This window comes from Metabacillus endolithicus (assembly GCF_023078335.1).
Classification (GTDB): Bacteria; Bacillota; Bacilli; order Bacillales; family Bacillaceae; genus Metabacillus; species Metabacillus endolithicus.
The window spans coordinates 1047073-1068009 of record NZ_CP095550.1 but is presented as its reverse complement, the minus strand read 5'-3'; the positions used below and the strand labels follow the sequence as shown (position 1 = coordinate 1068009).

At 35.6% G+C, this 20937-nt stretch carries 18 protein-coding genes, 4 pseudogenes and 1 other annotated feature; all 22 genes and pseudogenes read left to right on the top strand.

The features are described from left to right. Complete coding sequence (mtaB, locus tag MVE64_RS05895) at positions 1–1362, top strand: tRNA (N(6)-L-threonylcarbamoyladenosine(37)-C(2))-methylthiotransferase MtaB (RefSeq protein ID WP_247344632.1); 1362 nt, start codon at positions 1–3, stop codon at positions 1360–1362. Positions 1363–1765: 403 nt separating this feature from the next. Then, positions 1766–2434 (top strand): deoxyribose-phosphate aldolase, encoded by a 669-nt coding sequence (gene deoC, locus MVE64_RS05890; RefSeq protein WP_247344629.1) that lies wholly within the window; start codon positions 1766–1768, stop codon positions 2432–2434. Between the two features lie 237 nt (positions 2435–2671). Beyond that, positions 2672–2845, top strand: coding sequence for a 30S ribosomal protein S21 (gene rpsU / locus MVE64_RS05885; RefSeq protein WP_015595024.1), 174 nt, complete (start codon positions 2672–2674; stop codon positions 2843–2845). Between the two features lie 14 nt (positions 2846–2859). Further along, positions 2860–3306, top strand: a complete 447-nt coding sequence (locus MVE64_RS05880) for a GatB/YqeY domain-containing protein (RefSeq protein WP_098797498.1) — start codon at positions 2860–2862, stop codon at positions 3304–3306. A gap of 187 nt (positions 3307–3493) precedes the next feature. Then, positions 3494–4808, top strand: a pseudogene (locus MVE64_RS05875) (NfeD family protein). Between the two features lie 27 nt (positions 4809–4835). Next, positions 4836–5828 (top strand): flotillin-like protein FloA, encoded by a 993-nt coding sequence (floA, locus tag MVE64_RS05870; protein ID WP_247344626.1) that lies wholly within the window; start codon positions 4836–4838, stop codon positions 5826–5828. Between the two features lie 68 nt (positions 5829–5896). Next, positions 5897–6430: a hypothetical protein gene (locus MVE64_RS05865; protein ID WP_247344623.1), complete on the top strand. Its 534-nt coding sequence runs from the start codon at positions 5897–5899 to the stop codon at positions 6428–6430. 76 nt (positions 6431–6506) lie between these two features. Next, entirely contained in the window at positions 6507–6794 is a 288-nt protein-coding gene (yqfC, locus tag MVE64_RS05860; protein WP_121662882.1) for a sporulation protein YqfC, read from the top strand. A gap of 157 nt (positions 6795–6951) precedes the next feature. Continuing rightward, positions 6952–8139, top strand: a complete 1188-nt coding sequence (gene yqfD / locus MVE64_RS05855; RefSeq protein WP_247344621.1) for a sporulation protein YqfD — start codon at positions 6952–6954, stop codon at positions 8137–8139. A 3-nt stretch (positions 8140–8142) separates the two neighbouring features. Continuing rightward, positions 8143–9104 (top strand): annotated as a pseudogene (locus tag MVE64_RS05850) (PhoH family protein). A gap of 320 nt (positions 9105–9424) precedes the next feature. Further along, a pseudogene (locus MVE64_RS05845) lies at positions 9425–11547 on the top strand (HD family phosphohydrolase). Continuing rightward, a complete protein-coding gene (gene ybeY / locus MVE64_RS05840; protein ID WP_247344618.1) occupies positions 11544–12026 on the top strand; it encodes an rRNA maturation RNase YbeY in 483 nt (160 codons plus the stop codon). Before MVE64_RS05845 ends, ybeY begins: the two are co-directional and overlap by 4 nt. Further along, the gene (locus MVE64_RS05835; protein WP_098797490.1) at positions 11998–12384 is read left to right on the top strand and encodes a diacylglycerol kinase; all 387 of its coding nucleotides are present in this window, start codon (positions 11998–12000) and stop codon (positions 12382–12384) included. Before ybeY ends, MVE64_RS05835 begins: the two co-directional genes overlap by 29 nt. 226 nt (positions 12385–12610) lie before the next feature. Beyond that, the gene (locus tag MVE64_RS05830) at positions 12611–13012 is read left to right on the top strand and encodes a cytidine deaminase (protein ID WP_247344615.1); all 402 of its coding nucleotides are present in this window, start codon (positions 12611–12613) and stop codon (positions 13010–13012) included. Beyond that, on the top strand, positions 13002–13913 hold the full coding sequence (era, locus tag MVE64_RS05825; RefSeq protein ID WP_247344612.1) for a GTPase Era: 912 nt from the start codon (positions 13002–13004) through the stop codon (positions 13911–13913). Before MVE64_RS05830 ends, era begins: the two co-directional genes overlap by 11 nt. A 157-nt stretch (positions 13914–14070) precedes the next feature. Beyond that, positions 14071–14214, top strand: coding sequence for a YqzL family protein (locus MVE64_RS05820; RefSeq protein WP_098797488.1), 144 nt, complete (start codon positions 14071–14073; stop codon positions 14212–14214). Between the two features lie 33 nt (positions 14215–14247). Next, positions 14248–15000, top strand: a complete 753-nt coding sequence (gene recO, locus MVE64_RS05815) for a DNA repair protein RecO (protein ID WP_247344609.1) — start codon at positions 14248–14250, stop codon at positions 14998–15000. A 56-nt stretch (positions 15001–15056) separates the two neighbouring features. After that, positions 15057–15230 (top strand) — a binding site (T-box leader). A gap of 157 nt (positions 15231–15387) precedes the next feature. After that, positions 15388–16278, top strand: a complete 891-nt coding sequence (gene glyQ, locus MVE64_RS05810) for a glycine--tRNA ligase subunit alpha (RefSeq protein ID WP_121662873.1) — start codon at positions 15388–15390, stop codon at positions 16276–16278. Then, on the top strand, positions 16271–18334 hold the full coding sequence (gene glyS, locus MVE64_RS05805) for a glycine--tRNA ligase subunit beta (RefSeq protein ID WP_247344606.1): 2064 nt from the start codon (positions 16271–16273) through the stop codon (positions 18332–18334). The genes glyQ and glyS overlap by 8 nt, the downstream gene beginning before the upstream one ends. A gap of 326 nt (positions 18335–18660) precedes the next feature. Then, a complete protein-coding gene (gene ccpN / locus MVE64_RS05800; protein WP_247344604.1) occupies positions 18661–19290 on the top strand; it encodes a transcriptional regulator CcpN in 630 nt (209 codons plus the stop codon). Between the two features lie 31 nt (positions 19291–19321). Beyond that, entirely contained in the window at positions 19322–20134 is an 813-nt protein-coding gene (locus MVE64_RS05795) for a pyruvate, water dikinase regulatory protein (protein WP_121662870.1), read from the top strand. 402 nt (positions 20135–20536) lie between these two features. Continuing rightward, a pseudogene (locus MVE64_RS05790) lies at positions 20537–20918 on the top strand (YaiI/YqxD family protein). Positions 20919–20937: the final 19 nt, after the last annotated feature.

Here is a 20937-nt window from a genome sequence, read left to right as displayed (position 1 = left end):
ATGCCTACAGTTGCATTTCATACATTAGGTTGTAAAGTAAATCATTACGAAACAGAAGCGATATGGCAGCTCTTTAAAGAAGCTGGCTATGAACGTACTGACTATGAACGTGTTGCGGACGTATATGTTATTAATACATGTACAGTTACCAACACTGGTGATAAAAAAAGTCGTCAAGTTATTCGTCGTGCCATTCGTAAAAATCCGGATGGTGTTATTTGTGTAACAGGATGTTATGCCCAAACTTCTCCAGCAGAAATCATGGCAATTCCAGGTGTTGATATTGTGGTTGGAACTCAAGACCGTGTAAAAATGCTAGAGTATATTGAGCAATACAAGGAAGAAAGAAAGCCAATTAACGGCGTTAGAAACATTATGAAAACACGTGTTTATGAAGAACTTGATGTTCCTTCCTTCACAGACCGTACAAGAGCTTCATTAAAAATACAAGAAGGCTGCAATAATTTCTGTACTTTTTGTATTATTCCTTGGGCTCGTGGTTTAATGCGTTCACGTGACCCTAAAGAGGTAGTTGCACAAGCTCAACAGCTCGTAGATGCGGGTTATAAAGAAATTGTCTTAACAGGTATTCACACAGGTGGATATGGCGAAGACTTAAAGGACTATAACTTAGCTATGCTTTTAAGAGACTTAGATGAGCAAGTGGAAGGCCTTAAACGTATCCGTATTTCTTCGATTGAAGCAAGTCAGATTTCTGACGAAGTCATCGAAGTACTTCAAAACTCTGATAAAGTGGTTCGTCATCTGCACATTCCAATTCAGTCAGGCTCTGATACTGTATTAAAACGTATGCGTAGAAAATATACGATGGAGTTCTTTGCTGAGCGCATTGAGCGTCTAAAAGAAGCATTACCTGGCTTAGCGATTACATCTGACGTTATCGTTGGTTTCCCAGGCGAAACGGCAGAAGAGTTTATGGAAACTTATAATTTTATCAAAAAACATAAGTTTTCTGAGCTACATGTGTTCCCTTATTCTAAACGTACAGGTACACCTGCTGCACGTATGGAAGATCAAGTGGATGAGGACGTTAAAAACGAACGTGTTCACCGTCTAATCGAGCTTTCAGATCAATTAGCTAAAGAATATGCTTCACAATTTGAAAATGAAGTATTAGAAGTGATTCCAGAAGAAAGATACAAAGAAGAAACGAACGAAAACTTATATGTTGGATATACAGACAATTATCTAAAAGTTGTATTCCCAGCAAATGAGGAAATGGTCGGAAAAATCGTCAAGGTCAAAATCACAAAAGCCGGCTACCCATACAATGAGGGTCAGTTTGTAAGAGTGATGGAAGAGACTGTTAAGGTAGACGAAGAAGTTCGTTTAACTTCATGATAAGAGATTTTAGGTTAGGCGCGGATTCTTAGGGATTCGCGCCTAATTTTTTGGAGCTTATTTCGGTCTTAACAATACAACAAGGAGATTGGGTGGTTTGTGTTGTTTATAAGGGTGATGAACGACAAAAGTGTAAGGGAAAAATCTATAAAAAACGGTCTTCATACATATATGTAAAGCGCCACTAAAACAAAAATCCAATTCTTGCAATATTATTTAACTTCATAACTAAAATTAAACTCTTCATTCTAATTTCATTATTAAATTTTCGACCTCAAAAAACCATAAAAATGACTAAATTTCTCTATCTGGCACAAATTATTTTTATACTCGTTTTTATACATGATAAATGATAAGATGTAAGATGTCGGACAACTATCGAAAATAAAGGAGAAGATACATAATGTCTAAAATTGCAAAAATGATAGATCATACAGCTTTAAAAGCGGATACAACAAAAGAAACAGTAGAAAAGCTATGTCAGGAAGCAATTGAATTTCAATTTGCATCTGTTTGTGTAAATCCAACTTGGGTTGAAACAGCTGCCCAGCTTTTGAAAGATTCAGAAGTAAAAGTTTGTACTGTTATAGGTTTCCCGCTAGGTGCGAACACTCCTGAGACAAAAGGATTTGAAACGAAGGATGCTATCTTAAAGGGTGCAACAGAAGTTGATATGGTTATTAATATCGGTGCTTTAAAAGATAAAAATGATGAGCTTGTTAAGCGTGATATTGAAGCGGTTGTGGAAGCGGCAAAAGGAAAGGCTCTAACAAAGGTTATTATAGAGACTAGTCTTTTAACTGAAGAAGAAAAGGTGAGAGCTTGTGAACTTGCAGTTAAAGCAGGAGCTGACTTTGTAAAAACATCAACAGGCTTCTCTACTGGCGGAGCTACTGTTGAAGATATTGCATTAATGAGAAAAACAGTAGGTCCTGATATTGGAGTAAAAGCATCAGGCGGGGTTAGAGACACTGAAGGTGCAGAGGCATTAATTGCTGCAGGAGCTACTCGTATTGGAGCAAGTTCCGGTGTTGCAATCGTTAAAGGTGAAGTATCTACATCTGATTATTAAAAATTGAAAACAAATAATAACAACCAATTTATTCCTTTTTGAGCATTTGTACAAACAAATGACAGGTACGTTCATAAGATAAGCTTAAGATAAAGGTTTTTAATAAAAGAATAAGAATTTATTATATGAGTTGACCTGTTATAGTCATTATATTATAATATCAAAGTACATGTTTATCTATAGGCATGTTTTATTTACAAGTAGTCGATTGGTTGTATTCGGAGGGAGGGAAAGAGAATGTCAAAAACGGTCGTTCGTAAAAACGAGTCGCTTGAAGATGCTCTTCGTCGTTTCAAACGTACTGTATCAAAAAGTGGTACAATACAAGAAGCAAGAAAGCGCGAATTCTATGAAAAGCCTAGCGTAAAGCGTAAGAAAAAGTCTGAAGCAGCTAGAAAGCGCAAATTCTAAAAGAGGGTGTACGTATGAGTCTTCTTGATCATTTGAATCAAGATATGAAACAAGCGATGAAAAACAAGGAAAAAGAAAAATTAGTTGTCATTCGTATGGTCAAAGCTGCTTTACAAAATGAAGCGATAAAGCTTGGCAATAATGAATTGTCTGCTGAAGAAGAATTGACGGTTCTTTCTCGCGAATTAAAACAACGTAAAGACTCCCTCCAGGAATTCAAAAATGCTGATCGTTTGGACTTAGTTGAAAAAACACAAGCAGAGATTGATGTACTGGTCAATTATATGCCTGAGCAGCTTTCCGAAGAAGAAGTTGCAGAAATTGTTAAGCAAACAATTTCTGAGGTAAATGCTACTTCTAAAGCCGATATGGGGAAAGTCATGGGAGCACTTATGCCCAAAGTAAAAGGTAAAGCAGACGGAAGTCTTGTTAACAAGCTTGTGCAACAACAACTATCATAAATGACAAAAAGACATCTTGCTCTGCAAGATGTCTTTTATTTTATTACATAATAAAAATCATTACATGACAATAAAAAAATAGCAAAGAATAAAGATGTTTATAATATAATCATCTTTCACAAAAAAATTTGAAACTAATTCATTTGTATAACCGTATTACTAATAGGATATAGAAAGGGGGTGTAAAGTGAGAAAAAGGTTTTTTCTTTTCTTGATTGTCTTCGCTTTTATATTAAGTATTTATCAAGGTTTTACTTCTATTATTAGTGCAGAATCAAATGAAAAGGTTTATATTATTCCTGTTGAAGAAACGGTTGAAAAAGGTTTATCGCAATATATTAAAAGAACCGTATCCGATGCACAGTCTCAAAAAGTTGATCACATTATTTTAGAGATTGATACACTTGGAGGGCTTGTTGATGGGCCTATGGAAATAGCTGATACTCTTCGTTCAAGTGAGATCCCGATTACTGCTTATATTAATAGAAGAGCAATCTCTGCAGGTGCCTATATTGCTCTTAATGCAAATCAAATATACATGGCACCAGGCAGTCAAATGGGATCAGCGGCTATTATCACAGGTGATGGGAATGCAGCAGATGATAAAGCTCAGTCTTTATGGTTATCCGAAATGAGAGAGTCAGCAGAACGTAATGGTCGTGATCCAAAATATGCGCTGGCAATGGCTGATAAAGATGTAGATATTCCTGAATACGGAGCCGGTAAAGGTGATTTGCTAACTTTAGAGACAAAACAAGCACTCGAAGTTGGTTATTCAGAAGGAACGGCTATGGATCGAGATGATCTACTAAAACAATTAGGTTATAATAATGCCGTGGAGATTGTAGCTGAAGAAAGCTTTGCTGAGAAAGTTGCAAGGTTTCTGACGAATCCGGTTGTTGTTCCAATTCTACTTTCAATAGGAAGTCTAGGGTTGGTTGTGGAGCTTTATTCACCTGGTTTTGGTGTTCCGGGAAGTATGGGACTTGCAGCACTTCTTATTCTTTTATGGTCACTTAGTAGCGGGATTAGCTGGAATGGAATCCATTATCCTATTTATTCTTGGGATTATCTTTATAATAGCCGAGTTTTTTGTCCCAGGAGGTATATTGGGAATAGTAGGATTTGTTAGCATTATCACTAGCCTGTATGTAGCTTCAGGTGATTTTGTGCACATGACAATATCTCTTTTGATTTCCTTTGCTGTTTCAATAACAGCATCTATCCTATTAGTAAAGGTGTTTGGAAAGCGTATGAATATATTTAAAAAGTTAATTTTGCGTGATTCAACAAATACCGAAAGTGGTTATGTATCCAATGTATCTAGAGCTGAATTAGTTGGTGCTGAAGGAGTAGCGTTAACCACTTTAAGGCCGTCAGGGACAGCTATTATTAGTGATGAACGCCTTGATGTAGTGACAGAAGGCGGATTTATTACAAAAGGAAATAAGGTAAAAGTAGTAAAAGTAGAAGGCTCACGTATTGTTGTGAGAGAACTATAAAGAAAGAACATTAGGAGGAATAACATAATGGATGCTTCTGCAATCTTATTAATTGGACTTATCATATTGGGGCTAATCGTTTTAGGTGTTTTCTTTACATTTGTACCGATTGCCCTATGGATTTCTGCCTTAGCAGCTGGTGTAAGGATAAGTATTTTTACGCTAATCGGAATGAGGTTACGTCGTGTCATTCCTAGTAGAGTTGTCAACCCATTGATCAAAGCACATAAAGCAGGTCTTGATGTGACAACTAACCAACTAGAAAGCCACTATTTAGCAGGTGGTAATGTTGACCGAGTTGTTAATGCTTTAATTGCCGCAGAACGTGCAAACATCGAATTAACTTTTGAACGCTGTGCTGCAATCGATCTAGCCGGTCGTGATGTACTAGAAGCTGTACAAATGAGTGTAAACCCAAAAGTTATTGAAACACCGTTTATTGCTGGTGTTGCGATGGATGGTATTGAAGTAAAAGCTAAAGCTAGAATCACTGTTAGAGCAAATATTGAACGACTTGTCGGTGGTGCTGGTGAAGACACGATTATCGCCCGTGTTGGTGAAGGTATTGTAAGTACAATTGGTTCATCAGATAATCACAAGAAAGTACTTGAAAACCCTGATTTGATTTCTCAAACTGTTTTAGGAAAAGGACTTGACTCAGGTACAGCCTTTGAAATCCTCTCGATTGATATCGCGGATGTTGATATCGGTAAAAACATTGGTGCAGAATTACAAACAGAGCAAGCAGAAGCAGATAAAAAGATTGCTCAGGCAAAGGCAGAAGAGCGAAGAGCAATGGCTGTTGCACAAGAACAAGAAATGCTTGCACGTGTTCAGGAAATGAAAGCTAAGGTTGTGGAAGCAGAAGCGAAAGTTCCGCTAGCTATGTCTGAGGCTCTTCGTTCAGGTAATATTGGTGTTATGGATTATATGAATATTAAAAATATATCCGCAGATACAGACATGAGAGATTCAATTGGAAAAACAAATAAAGATCATAATGATTCAGATCAATACTAAGACGTGTTATCAATAAAAGGGATTGAGTACTCAATCCCTATTCCTCATTAAAAAGGAGGGAGTAAAGAGTGGATATAACAGAAATTTTCACAAATCCTCTTGTCTGGGCGGCTTTAGCATGGCTTTTCTCTCGCGTTTTCACTTCTAAGACAAAAGAAGATGAAACGAATCAAAAACAACCAACTAAACAAACGGTTTCTCCGCAGGATACCAGGCAAGATTCTAGGCCTAGTCCAAGGTCAAATCCAAGACCGAATCCAAGGACTAGCTCTAGACCAAATCCGAGGCCTGTCCCGAAACCGGTTATGACAACTGTAGAAACAAAACCAAGAGAAGAAAGCAGGCCACCTCTTCAAACCGTACAAGAGGCTTATGAGAAGATGAAACGCAATCCTGTTAAAGATGATAGGGTAAATACTGTAAAAGAGCGTCTTGGTAAACCTCAAGCTGTAAAAGAGGAGAAGTTACCAAAAGTTAACCGAAACGTAAATCGTAATCAGCTTATTGTTGATCAACAAAGTGCTGCTCAAGGTGTTATCTGGAGTGAAATTCTTGGGGCACCTCGTTCGAAAAATCCACATTATACCCAAAATAAAAGATGATTGTAACTTAACAAATAAACGTGTTATAAGACTCCGGTTTCTCTCATACATATGAGATGAAAGGGGGTCTTTTTTTATGGCAAAAAAATGGCGCCAGCAATTAACGAGATGGATAACAAATAACATTGAACTCCCGCCGGATGTCATGATGGATCTTCCTAGAATTACGATGGTTGGACAGCTACATATTTACATAGAGAATCATCGAGGACTCCTTACATTTACTGATACTGAGCTCCGCCTATTACTAAAGCAGGGTCAGCTTTTAATTAAAGGTGAAGCCTTTGTCATAAAAACTATTCTTCCGGAAGAAATTTTATTAGAAGGTAAAATAAACCAAGTTTTATACCTTGATGAGTCTTAAATGTTTATACTCCTATCGTTCGTAATTGTAAAGAACTTCATGTAATCATAAGGAATATTTGGGTGAAATTGTCTAGTTGTCTGCTGTGTTTCAGCAACACGGCAGACAAGTATATATCTCTTTTTTATTGATGTGTTTCTTAAACAGGGGGATGAGTATGAAGAATCAATGGACGAGTTATTTGTTTGGTGTAGTTAAAGTGAGTATTAGTGGAAGAGGTACAGAGCGGTTTTTAAACGATTGTATCCGAAACAATATTGTGGTGTGGAATGTTAAACGATATGAGTCAGAAAGTTTAAGTTTTTTTATACGCCTTCAAGATGTACATGCTTTACGAGCTGTTGTAAAGAAAAATGAATGTAAATGTAGGTTTGAAAAGAGGCTAGGCTTTCCTTTTTTCGTTAAAAAGTCATGGAGAAATAATGGTTTCGTTTTAGGATTACTTGCATTTTTACTGGTCATTTTTGTTTTATCCAATATGATTTGGGGAATAAAGGTCGAAGGTGCGTCACCTGAAACAGAACACTTAATAAAAAAAGAATTATCTAGTATCGGAGTAAAAACCGGAAAGTTCCAATTCTTGGTTGAAAATCCAGATGATATTCAAAAGACTTTAACAGATAATATACAACAAATCACATGGGTTGGAGTAGAGTTAACAGGTACAACCTATCATCTAAAAGTTGTAGAAAAAAATCAGCCTGAGGAAGAAGAGTTAGTAAGTCCAAGACATATTGTGGCACAGAAGGAAGCTGTTATTAAAAAGATGTTCGTTGAACAAGGTCAACCGCTAACAACCTTAAATGAACATGTTTCAAAGGGACAGGTATTGGTATCCGGTTTGATTGGTAAAGAAGATGAACAGAAGAAAGTTGCTGCTAAGGCTGAGATATTCGGGGAAACTTGGTATAAATCTTCAATAACAATTCCATTAAAAACGACTTTTGATGTGTTAACTGGGGAAGCTAAAGTTAAACATTATCTTCAATTGGGTTCCTTTAGAATACCAATATGGGGATTTGGAGCTAGTAAATTTGAATCTTTTGAAGTTGAAGATGATGTTTATCATGTTAAATTTTTAAAGTTTACACTTCCTATTGCCTATGTGAATGAAACATATCGTGAAAAGGAACAGATAAAAAGAGAATATAGTATTGAACAAGCAAAAGAAGCTGCATTAGATAGAGGACGTAAAGATATTGAAGACAAATTAGATGAAGAAGAAAAGGTCATAGGTGAAAAAGTTTTGCACCAATCGAATGAGAATGGTAAAGTTAAGTTGACTGTTCTTTATCAAGCGATAGAAAATATTGTAAAAACCACACCAATTGTTCAGGGAGATTAAAGAATGCCAGAAGAATTAGTGACAATGAATCAACAAGTAGAAAATCCAAACGAAGCAATTGCTCTATTTGGTAACCATGATCTTCACTTAAAACGAATCGAAGAAGGTTTAAATGTTTCGATTGTAACAAGAGGAGAAGGAGTTTATGTTTCAGGAAGTGCGGAGAATGTAAAACTCGTCGATGAACTTCTTAAATCACTGCTTCTCATTATTAGAAAAGGTATTAACATAAGTGAAAGAGACATTATTTATGCCATTAATATGGCGAAAGAACAAAAGTTAGATCAGCTGGAAAATCTTTATATGCAGGAAATTGGAAAAACGGCTAAAGGAAAGTCTATACGCGTAAAAACCTTAGGTCAGCGTCAATATATTTCTGCTATTCAAAAAAAGGATTTAGTGTTTGGAATTGGCCCTGCAGGAACAGGAAAAACGTATCTAGCTGTAGTAATGGCCGTTAATGCATTAAAACTTGGCTCTGTTAAACGCATAATTTTAACACGACCAGCTGTGGAAGCCGGAGAAAGTTTAGGATTCCTACCGGGTGACTTAAAGGAAAAAGTTGATCCTTATTTAAGACCATTATATGATGCTCTTCATGATGTATTGGGAATGGAGCATACCCAAAGGCTGATTGAGCGTGGGACAATAGAAATTGCACCCTTGCATATATGAGAGGTAGAACATTGGATGATGCTTTCGTAATTTTAGACGAAGCACAGAACACTACGCCAGAGCAAATGAAAATGTTCCTAACAAGACTGGGATTTGGCTCCAAAATGGTTATAACTGGTGATATTACTCAAGTGGACCTTCCAAAAGGAGTCAAATCAGGCTTGGCTACCGCGAAAGATATTCTCACAAATGTTAGTGGATTATCATTTGTGATTCTTGAGCAGTCAGACGTTGTTCGACATCCACTTGTAGCTAAAATTATCTCGGCATATGATGAAAATTCAAAATAAGAAAAATGACCCGAGCACCCTTAATCGGGTCATTTTCTTTTACTAGGATTTGTTTATTCATTCTAATTGAAGATTATTAAACAGTAATTCTTAAGGCACTTTCGTGAAAAACCTTTTTAAGGTATCGTTTATGAAAGTGCTTGCACTTTTGTTCTTTTTTTGTCATATTTTGTCTTAACAGTTGAACATTTTTCGATAAAAATGAATAATGGTAGTATAGAATTGTTTATAGCGGCTTTTCTTTTGGAAGGTTGTTAGAGGGTGGTGCCAATCATGAAGAAAAAAATGCCAATTCAAAGGAAAATAAAAGAACGAACAAAGTGGTAGATAAGTTAAATAGTTACAAGTTTCTACATATTTTTTTATACAGCATATTAGCCGTTATCTTATTTGTAGCTCTGTATAGTAATGTAAAGTTCTCGAAACGCTGGATATTGAGCTCTTTACTGTTTCAGATCAGACAATCTATGCTCCTACAACGGTGGAAGATAAAGTTGAGACAGAAAGAAAACAACAGGAAGCATATGATTCAGTAGAGGATCAGTATGTTTTAAAAAAGGAAATCTCAGAAAAGCAAGTAGATCTTGTTTCGTCTATCTTTGACACTGTAATAGAAGTTAGAAAAGAAGAAGAAAAAGGCAATGAAGAGGGTGCTTCAACTACAACGTCAAATGAAAAAGTTGAGAAAATCAGAGGTAAATTAACAGAATCGATTAACAAGAAAATTCCTGCTAACACATTTGTATCATTAGTTGAAACATCTGAAGATGAACTTGAGTTAGCAAAAGATGCTGTTGTAACAGCTGTGAATAATATAATGAGCAAAGAAATTCCTATTGTTCAATTAACAGAAGCAAAAAAGCAGGTTGAGGATGAGCTCCAATATACATCGTTGCGACCTGAGGTTTCGCAATCAGCTACAATTCTTGCCAGATTTGCGATTACGCCAAATTTTGTGTTTGACTTAAAAGCAACTGAAGAACAAAGACAACTTGCAAAAGATAGCGTGAAAACGGCGCAAATTAAACAAGGACAAATTTTAGTGGAAGAAGATGAACTCATTAACCGTGAAGTTTATCGAAAACTTGGCCTTGTTGGTTTATTAGATGATCATCAATCTTTTAAACCATTTTTGGGACTTGGTTTATTTATTCTCCTAATTTTGGCTGCGGTTGTTTATTTTTTTGAAAAGAAAGACAGTCCGATCTCAAGAAAAAATAATTCTTTGTTATTATATTGTTTAATCTTTGCTATTACGATCTTATTAATGAAAATTGTCAGCTTATTTCAAAAGATTGATTATACACATATTGGTTATATCGTTCCGGTTGCAATGGGAGTGATGTTGGTTAAATTATTATTAAATGAACGATTAGCCATTTTAACTAGTATGATCTTTGCTGTTTGTGGAAGTGTTATATTTAATGAAGGAATAACAGGCAATTTCAACTTTTCTATCGGAATTTATTATCTTTTTGGCTGTCTTGCAGGGGTGTTGTTTTTAGGTGAACATAACCTGCGCTCAAAAATCTTACAGGCAGGTTTATTTGTTGCTGGAATCAATGTGCTAGCTCTTACAGCCATTATGCTTATTCGTAATGGTGGATATTCTAATATGGAAATATCCTCGTATTTTGTAATGGCATGTGCGTCAGGTCTTGTGTCTTCGGTATTGACGATAGGTTTTATGCCATTTTTTGAAACAGGTTTTGGCATACTATCAACGATGAAGCTAATTGAGTTGGCCAATCCTAATCACCCCTTACTAAGGAAAATTTTAACGGAGACTCCTGGAACATATCATCATAGTGTTATGGTTGCTAATTTATCAGAATCTGCTTGTGAAGCTATTGGTGCAAATGGACTCCTTGCAAGGGTGGCTGCTTATTATCATGATATTGGAAAAACAAAACGTCCACAGTATTTTATTGAAAATCAGATGAATATTGAAAATCCACATAATAAGTTATCTGCACAACTTAGTAAAAATATCATCATTTCCCATGTTACAGATGGCGTGGAAATGTTAAGAAAGCATAAAATGCCAAAGGAATTTGTTGACATAGCTGAACAGCACCATGGGACAACACTTTTAAAGTATTTTTATCATCAGGCTAAGCAAACGAATGACTCCATCTATGAGGAGGAGTTCCGTTACCCTGGTCCAAAGCCACAAACAAAAGAAATTGCAATTATCTCAATTGCGGATAGTGTAGAAGCTGCAGTACGCTCTATGTCAAACCCTACTCCTGAAAAGATTGAAAAGTTGGTCAGGTCAATAATTTCTGATCGATTACAAGATAATCAGTTAGATGAATGTGATATAACATTAAAGGAACTGGATATTATTGCGAAGTCTTTTTGTGAGTCATTAAAAGGAATTTTCCATTCTAGAATTGAGTACCCTGAACTAACAAAAAAACAGAAGGTGAAGAAAGAATGAGATTATCTATCGATAGTCATGATGAAACAAATGAATTAACTGAAAAGGAAATACATACAGTTGAAGAACTCTTGCAGTTTGCTGCTGAACAAGAAGGGATAACAGAAGGTGCTGAGATCTCAGTCACATTCGTTACAAATGAACGTATACAAGAAGTAAACCGGGAATATCGAGACAAAGATCAACCTACAGATGTTATTTCATTTGCTTTAGAAGAGATGGGAGAAGGCGAGGTTGAAATTGTTGGCATAGATCAACCTAGAATGCTTGGAGATATCATTATATCGATTCCCCGTGCCAAAGAACAGGCTCAGGATTATGGTCATTCATTTATGAGGGAGCTGGGGTTTTTAGCCGTACATGGTTTTCTTCATCTTTTAGGTTATGATCATATGACAGAAGCTGATGAAAAAGAGATGTTTACTAAACAAAAGGATATTTTAAATCAATATGGACTTAAAAGATCCGAAACTATCTGAATGGAAGCGTTTTTTTAAAAGCTTTATATATGCCTGGTCCGGTATTACTCAAACCTTTAAATCCGAGAGGAATTTTCAAATCCATGTTTCGATCTCCTTCATCATGCTGATAGTGGGAATGATTCTTGGGTTTACAACATTTGAATGGGTCCTTCTCTTGTTTTTGCTCGGTGGTATGCTTTCGTTAGAATTGATCAATACCGCTTTAGAGCATGTAGTTGATTTAATTACACCAGATTATCACCCGCTTGCAAAAGCAGCAAAAGATGCTGCGGCTGGAGCGGTTTTGGTATATGCGTTTCTTTCGGTTATAATTGGTGTAATTATTATTTGGAGTCATCTTAAATTATTTTTATAGCTAGGAGCTGTCAAAGCGAGATAGCTTACCATTTTTTAAATCAGGCTTCTTATACTGAAAAAAGATTGTTATCTTTAAAGACAAACCTTTTAGTGTATTAAATACACTGTCCGAAAATTCTTACAATTAAATTACAAAGTTTGAATTAGGCGTGAAATTTAACCGGAAATTAGGTAAAATAAAAGAGAGAATTAGTCATTCTCTTAGAGAAAGGAAGAAAGATTTAGTGAACATTGAACAACTCATCGAAGAAGCGAAAGCAGCAAGGGAAATGGCTTATACTCCCTACTCAAAGTTTAAAGTAGGTGCAGCTTTATTAACAAAGGATGGAACAGTTTATAAAGGCTGTAATATTGAAAATGCTGCTTACAGCATGTGTAATTGTGCTGAGAGAACAGCAATATTCAAAGCATATTCAGAAGGTGACAAAGAATATACAGCTATAGCCGTTGTAGCAGATACTGTTAGACCTGTTCCACCTTGTGGTGCTTGTCGTCAAGTTATTGCTGAGCTTTGTCCAAAAGATATGAAGGTTGTATTAACGAACCTCCAAGGTGATGTTTCAGAACTTACAGTTAGTGAATTACTACCAGGAGCTTTTTCAGCGGAGGATTTACATGAATCATAATCAATCTTTCAAATCAGGATTTGTATCAATAATAGGAAGACCAAACGTAGGAAAATCTACTTTTATCAACAGGGTGATTGGTCAGAAAATTGCTATTATGAGTGATAAGCCGCAAACAACTCGTAACAAAATTCAAGGGGTTTATACAACGAATCATTCTCAAACAATTTTTATTGACACCCCAGGAATTCATAAGCCAAAACATAAGCTTGGCGATTTTATGATGAAAGTAGCACAAAACACGTTAAAAGAGGTTGATTTAATTTTATTTATGATTAATGCAGAAGAAGGGTATGGACGTGGTGATGAATTCATCATTGAGAAGTTAAAGCAAACAAACACACCTGTTTTTCTAATTATTAACAAAATAGATCAAATCCACCCTGATCAACTGCTGCCTCTCATTGAACAATATAAAGAGTTATATCCTTTTAAAGAAATTGTTCCCATTTCAGCACTGCAGGGAAACAATATTGATACGTTACTGCAACAGATCGAGGCTGTCCTACCGGAAGGGCCGCAATACTACCCGGAAGATCAAGTGACAGATCACCCGGAACGATTTATTATTACAGAGCTAATTCGAGAAAAGGTTTTACATTTAACAAGGGAAGAAATTCCACATTCTATTGCAGTAGTAATGGATACACTTGAGCGCCGTGAAAACAATGCTGCAATATATGTTGGTGCAACGATAATTGTCGAGCGTGATTCGCAAAAAGGTATTGTAATTGGTAAACGTGGGAGCATGCTAAAAGAAGTTGGTCAAAGAGCACGAGTCGATATTGAAGCATTGTTAGGATCTAAAGTGTTTTTAGAGCTTTGGGTAAAAGTGCAAAAAGATTGGCGAAACAAATCTTCACAGCTTCGTGATTATGGATTTAGAGAAGATGAATACTAAACCGTTTAGGATGAAACAATAACAAAAAAATAATCGTATTCATGAAAAGCATTAGTAAAAATTGTTTAACATGAAATGAAGAAAATAAGGTCAAGATAACTATAAAGAAATTGGATTTATTGCTTGCTAGTCTTAACAACTGAAAGGTGGGGTTTATATGTTGGATTTTACCTGGAAGGTTTTTTCGCAAACAGGTAGTATTGATACGTATCTTCTTTTTAAAGAGTTAGAAAAGGAGAATGATGAAGGACCCGATTCTCAAGATGATGAACTAGCTGAACTAGATTTTCCAATTTCCTGATCTTGCCTGAACCTTTGAAAGGTGAGGGGAAATTTGCTTCAAAAATGTGAAGGAATTGTTATACGATCTACCGATTACGGTGAAACAAACAAAATAATAACATTATATACAAGAGAACTTGGAAAAGTTGGGGTTATGGCAAGGGGCGCTAAGAAACCTAATAGTCGTCTTACGTCAATTACCCAACTTTTTACGTATGGGACGTTTTTGTTTCAAAAGTCCAGTGGGTTAGGTGGTTTGCAGCAGGGAGAAACAATTTTGTCATTTAGAAGTATTCGAGAAGATATTTTTTTAACAGCATATGCTTCATACCTAGCTGAGTTACTAGACAAAAGTACTGATAATCTAGACAGAAACCCTTTTTTGTTTGAATTATTAAAACAAACCCTTCAATATCTAGATGAAGATGTAGACCCGGATATTCTGATTCATATTTTTGAAATGAAGATGTTACCAGTGTTAGGGTTGCAGCCGCAGCTTAATGCTTGTGCTAATTGTGGTCAAAAAGATGGAACATTTCATTTTTCCATACGTGAGGGAGGTTTTCTATGTCATCGATGTTTTGAAAATGATCCTTATCGATTACAGATATCACCGATGACAGTAAAGCTCCTCCGTCTTTTTTATTATTTTGATTTAAACCGATTAGGAAATATTTCTGTTAAACAGGAGACGAAGAATGAATTAAAAATGGTCATCAACTCCTATTATCAGGAATATACAGGTCTAACAATTAAATCAAAGCGTTTTTTAGATCAAATGGATTCTTTAAAGGGAAAGTTATAGAAGCACGTTGTTGACATTAGAACAATTTTCAATTAAGATGCAAATATAATTTAACAATTGTTGCGTTGAAGGAAAGAAGTAATTACGATACATCAATGATAGCGACCTTAGGATGGTGAAAGCTAAGGATTGACCCGTAATGAAAGGCATTCTGGAGCATACTAATTTAAAGTGGCTTATACATATAAGCAATTAGGGTGGAACCGCGGGCTTTAGCTCCCGTCCCTATGTCATTAGTTTGACATAGGGACGGGAGCTTTTTAAATTTTAAAGAGTGTTGCCAAAACTGGTGTACTTCTGGGTATTTAATAAAAACATCACATAAGCCAGGCCGTGTAAACCCTAAAGCAAAAACTTGTTTTTAAAAAATAATGGAGGTTTATGAAGATGAATATTCAAAATATGATTCTAACATTGCAAAAGCATTGGTCTGATCAAGGCTGTGTGCTTATGCAAGCATATGATACTGAGAAAGGTGCAGGTACTATGAGTCCTTATACGTTCTTAAGAAGTATTGGACCAGAACCATGGAAGGTGGCTTATGTTGAACCATCTAGAAGACCTGCTGATGGACGTTATGGGGAAAACCCTAATAGACTTTATCAACACCATCAATTTCAAGTGATAATGAAGCCTTCACCAGACAATATTCAAGAGCTTTACCTTGATTCATTACGTGCATTAGGAATTAACCCATTAGAGCATGATATTCGCTTTGTTGAGGATAACTGGGAAAACCCTTCACTAGGATGTGCTGGTTTAGGTTGGGAAGTATGGTTAGATGGAATGGAAATCACTCAATTTACTTATTTTCAGCAAGTTGGCGGGTTAGAATGTAAGCCAGTTTCAGCTGAAATTACGTATGGTATTGAAAGGCTTGCATCTTATATTCAAGATAAAGAAAATGTATTTGACTTAGAGTGGACTGATGGATACACAGTGCGCGATATCTTTTTAATGCCTGAGTATGAGCATTCAAAATATACCTTTGAAACATCTGATACGGATATGCTTTTTCATCTGTTCTCTACCTATGAAAAAGAAGCGATGAGACAGATGGATGAGGGCCTTGTCCATCCTGCATATGATTATGTTTTAAAATGCTCTCATACATTTAATCTTTTAGATGCAAAAGGAGCAATCTCTGTTACTGAGCGAACAGGCTATATCGGTCGTGTAAGAAACTTAGCTAGAAAAGTCGCAAAAACATTTTATGAAGAGCGAGAAAAATTAGGCTTCCCTATGTTACAACAGGAAGGAGGAGCAAATCATGAGTAAGAAAGATTTATTATTAGAGATTGGTTTAGAAGAAGTGCCTGCACATTATGTGACAGATGCAATGAATCAATTTGCAGACAAATTAACAAAATGGCTTGATGAAAAACAATTATCACATGGCGAAGTGAGAACATATTCCTCTCCACGTCGTATAGCTGTATTTGTAAAAGATGTGCTAGAAAAACAGCCAGATATTGAAGAAGAAGCAAAAGGACCTGCTAAAAAGATTGCTCTTGATGAGAATGGCAACTGGTCAAAAGCTGCAATAGGCTTTACAAAAGGACAAGGTGCTTCTGTTGAAGATATCTACTTTAAGGAAATTAATGGCGTTGAATATGCTCATGTTCAAAAATTTACAAAAGGAATAGAAGCAAAAACATTACTAACAGAGGCTAAACAATTAATAACGGGATTAACATTCCCAAAAAACATGCGTTGGGGAAGCCAGGAATTACGATATATCCGACCAATTAAATGGCTTGTAGCCTTATTTGGACAAGAAGTGATTCCTTTTGAAATTACTGGGGTAAAAACAGATTCATATACATATGGTCATCGTTTTTTAGGAGAGAAAGTTGAAATTGCGATGCCTTCATTGTATGAAACGGTATTACTGGAACAATTCGTCATTGCAAATCCTGTAAAAAGAAAAGAAGCGATAAGTCAACAGTTGTCAGATCTCGAACAAGAACATAACTGGGTCATCCCGGTTGATGAGGACCTGTTAGAGGAAGTAAACAATCTTGTTGAATACCCAACCGCTTTGTTTGGTAAGTTTGAACAAGAATATTTATCTTTACCAGATGAAGTGTTGGTTACAACGATGAAGGAGCATCAGCGTTATTTCCCGGTAAGAAGCCAAGCCGGAGAATTACAGCCTTATTTTATTACGGTAAGAAATGGTGATCAAAACCATCTTGAAAATGTTGCAAGAGGTAATGAAAAAGTGTTACGTGCGCGCCTTTCTGATGCAAATTTCTTCTATAAAGAAGATCAGAAGCTCAATATTGGGGATGCCGTAAAAAAACTTGATAAAATTGTTTTCCATGAGGAGTTAGGAACTTTAGGAGAAAAGGTGAAACGAATTGTTAGCCTTTCTGGCAAATTAGCAGACCTACTTCAAGTACCTTCTAATGAAAAGCAAGACGTGGAAAGAGCTGCGTCTATTTGTAAGTTTGACTTGGTTACACATATGGTATATGAGTTCCCTGAGCTTCAAGGGAAAATTGGTGAAAAGTATGCGAGACTAAGTGGTGAAACGGAAGAAGTATCTAGAGCTATTAACGAACACTATATGCCGAGGCACGCTGAGGATGCAGCACCTGCTTCAAATGTTGGGGCAATTGTTGCATTAGCAGACAAATTAGACACAATTGTTGGATTTTTCTCCATTGGCAAAATCCCAACCGGGTCACAGGACCCATATGCTTTAAGAAGGCAGGCAAGCGGAATTATTCAAATTCTTTTATCGAAGCAATGGACAATTGCTTTGCCGGAGTTATTTGAGCTTGCACTATCTTTTTATGGTGATAAAGGTTCTACTGAAGCAAAAGAAGAATTACAATCATTCTTTAGACTAAGATTAAAATATCGTTTAGCTGAAGAAAACATTCGTTATGACTTAAACGATGCAGTTTTAGAATCATCTATACTTGAAGTAAATTCACTTGTTGTACGTGCTAAAGTTCTTCAAGAGGCTTCGGTTGAACCTGAATTTAAAGAAACTGTTGAAGCACTGGCTCGTGTGATGAATATTGCTAAAAAAGGGAATAACTTAGATATTAACGAAGAGTTATTTGAAAGTGAACATGAAAGATCACTTTATAAGGCATATCTTCAAGCGGTTGAACAGTTAAACAACTTTAAAACGGTAGAAAAGATCCGAGAAAATTATGTTATTTTAGCAGAATTGAAACCGGTAATTATTGATTATTTTGATCATACAATGGTTATGTCAGATGATGAAAATGTAAAGGCGAATCGTCTGGCTCAAATGGTCAAACTATCTCAATTAATAGAATCCTTTGCAAAAATGAATGTCATTTTAGTAAAGTAATGATCAAATATGAAGGGACTGACTTAATCTTTGTCAGTACCTTTTTCTTTAGATACGAAGGTATTAAAGCGGAAACAATATCTTTTCATTATAGGTAGATAGTATATAATCGACATATGGATAAAACCATTTGAAGTTTTATCTGATTTTTTAATGTGTTATACACAAGAGGTTTAATGTTATTATATTAATTAAGATCTTATATAAATTGTTCTTATCAAGAGGTTCTTTGAACCGTTGTATAAGGTTGATTTAGCGGAAATGAGCAACCTTGCAAAATGTTTGGAAAAGCCATAATGAAATAATACATATCTAATAGTAAGGCGGTGAGTCTTATAGAATTAAATAAAAGGCAAGAACAAATTGTTGAAATCGTTAAAGCTAATGGTCCAATTACAGGTGAACAAATTGCTGATCAATTGAACTTAACGAGAGCTACCCTTCGTCCGGATTTAGCTATTTTGACAATGGCTGGATATCTAGAGGCACGACCACGTGTAGGATATTATTTCACTGGTAAAACAAATACTCATTTGATTATGGAAGAGCTAAAGGGTCTTCAAGTTAAAGACTATCAGTCAATTCCAATTGTTGTAAATGTTAATGTTTCTGTTTATGATGCCATTTGTATGATGTTCCTAGAAGATGTTGGAACACTATTTGTAGTTGATGAACAATCGCACTTAATAGGAGTTCTTTCTCGAAAGGATTTACTTCGAACAAGCATTGGAAAGCAGGAACTTACGACGATCCCGGTAAACATTATCATGACACGAATGCCAAATATAACTGTTTGTAGGCCTGAAGATTATATTATAGACGTAGCTCAAGTTCTCATAGAAAAACAAATTGACGGTTTACCAGTTGTAAAAGATACAGATCAAGGTCTTGAAGTTATTGGGAGAATTACAAAAACAAATATGACGAAAATACTTGTTAGCTTTCTTAATGAATAATATAGCTAACTGTTGAAATGGGGAATAGAATATGAGTTATCAATTGATTTATGTAGTTTCGGACTCTGTGGGTGAAACTGCTGAACTAGTAGTTAAGGCAGCAGCAAGTCAATTTAATGGAGCATCAGCTAATACGAAAATCAAAAGAATTCCCTACGTTGAGGATAGAGGAACAATTATTGAGGTTCTTTCGTTGGCAAAGCAGGAAAAAGCTATTGTGTGCTTCACATTAGTTGTACCAGAATTAAGAGAATTTCTCATTGAAGAAGCAACAAGACAAGGTGTTGTTTATTATGACATCATTGGTCCCCTTATTGATAAGATGGAAACTTCTTATGGGATAACTGCAAAATATGAGCCAGGAAGAGTACGGAAGTTAGATGATGATTATTTTAAAAAGGTTGAGGCTATTGAATTTGCTGTTAAATACGATGATGGCCGTGACCCAAGAGGAATACTAAAGGCTGATATTGTTTTAATAGGTGTTTCAAGGACTTCTAAAACTCCACTTTCTCAGTATTTAGCTCATAAGCGGTTCAAAGTGGCAAATGTACCGATTGTTCCAGAAGTAGAGCCACCTGAAGAGCTTTATAAGGTCTCAGCACAAAAATGTATCGGATTACGTATCATGCCGGAGAAATTAAACAATATCCGTAAAGAAAGGTTAAAATCATTAGGCTTAAATGATGAGGCCTTTTACGCAAATATCGATCGCATTAAAGAGGAATTGAATTATTTTGATAAAGTGGTAGAGAAAATAGGCTGTAAGGTTGTGGATGTATCAAATAAGGCGGTTGAGGAAACAGCAAATATTATTGCTAATTTTATGAATAACCAAAATTAAAGATTGGTAAAGGGAATAAATTCCAAGGGGTGGCTGTAATAGTCATCCTTTTCCTTCGTGTTCTTGGTTTCATTTGTCAAATGGTGATATTTTACGATTGATTACGACAAAAAAACAATAGAAATTTATGAACCTTTGTATTATAATAAAAAATTGTGATAAAAAATACTTTTTTTAGGTTTAGAACTTGACATATGGGAATAAACTATTAATTGTAAACTGTCAAGATATTATATAAAAAAATTTTCGACAAAAGGAATTTTAGAAAGTTCTCTCGAATAGTAACTATCAAAGGTGTGAAATAAGAAGGAATTTTCGGAGTGATGTAGAATAGAGAAATATGACGAAAAAAATAAAAAAATTTATGTAGATGCTGATGCTTGTCCAGTTAAAGCGGAAATTATGGCATGTCATATTTGTTGCTTCTTATAACCATACAACAGGTAATACTTATGGAGGAGAATGGGTTTTTGTTGACACGGGTAAAGAAGAAGCTGATTTATACATAGTAAACCACGTCAATAAAAACAACATTGTTATTTCGCAAGACATTGGTTTAGCGGGCTTATTAATAAGAAAAGATGTTATTTTCATTACCCCAAGGGTAAAACAATATACAGAAGCTAATATTGATACAGCTCTTCAATTTCGATACTTGTCTGCTATGGAAAGAAAAGGAGGCAAATATACGAAAGGACCAAAAAAGTTTACAGATGAAGATACTTTAAATTTTATCACAAATTTAGAAAAAATTTTGTCGAAACATGCAGGAGAACTTGAATAAATATCGAATATCTGTAATA

Excerpts from the sequence above, each read along its gene's own strand:
- mtaB (WP_247344632.1), top strand. The coding sequence starts at position 1 with ATGCCTACAGTTGCATTTCATACATTAGGTTGTAAAGTAAATCATTAC.
- deoC (WP_247344629.1), top strand. The coding sequence starts at position 1,766 with ATGTCTAAAATTGCAAAAATGATAGATCATACAGCTTTAAAAGCGGAT.
- rpsU (WP_015595024.1), top strand. The coding sequence starts at position 2,672 with ATGTCAAAAACGGTCGTTCGTAAAAACGAGTCGCTTGAAGATGCTCTT.
- MVE64_RS05880 (WP_098797498.1), top strand. The coding sequence starts at position 2,860 with ATGAGTCTTCTTGATCATTTGAATCAAGATATGAAACAAGCGATGAAA.
- floA (WP_247344626.1), top strand. The coding sequence starts at position 4,836 with ATGGATGCTTCTGCAATCTTATTAATTGGACTTATCATATTGGGGCTA.
- yqfC (WP_121662882.1), top strand. The coding sequence starts at position 6,507 with ATGGCAAAAAAATGGCGCCAGCAATTAACGAGATGGATAACAAATAAC.
- yqfD (WP_247344621.1), top strand. The coding sequence starts at position 6,952 with ATGAAGAATCAATGGACGAGTTATTTGTTTGGTGTAGTTAAAGTGAGT.
- ybeY (WP_247344618.1), top strand. The coding sequence starts at position 11,544 with ATGAGATTATCTATCGATAGTCATGATGAAACAAATGAATTAACTGAA.
- MVE64_RS05835 (WP_098797490.1), top strand. The coding sequence starts at position 11,998 with ATGGACTTAAAAGATCCGAAACTATCTGAATGGAAGCGTTTTTTTAAA.
- era (WP_247344612.1), top strand. The coding sequence starts at position 13,002 with ATGAATCATAATCAATCTTTCAAATCAGGATTTGTATCAATAATAGGA.
- MVE64_RS05820 (WP_098797488.1), top strand. The coding sequence starts at position 14,071 with ATGTTGGATTTTACCTGGAAGGTTTTTTCGCAAACAGGTAGTATTGAT.
- glyQ (WP_121662873.1), top strand. The coding sequence starts at position 15,388 with ATGAATATTCAAAATATGATTCTAACATTGCAAAAGCATTGGTCTGAT.
- glyS (WP_247344606.1), top strand. The coding sequence starts at position 16,271 with ATGAGTAAGAAAGATTTATTATTAGAGATTGGTTTAGAAGAAGTGCCT.
- MVE64_RS05795 (WP_121662870.1), top strand. The coding sequence starts at position 19,322 with ATGAGTTATCAATTGATTTATGTAGTTTCGGACTCTGTGGGTGAAACT.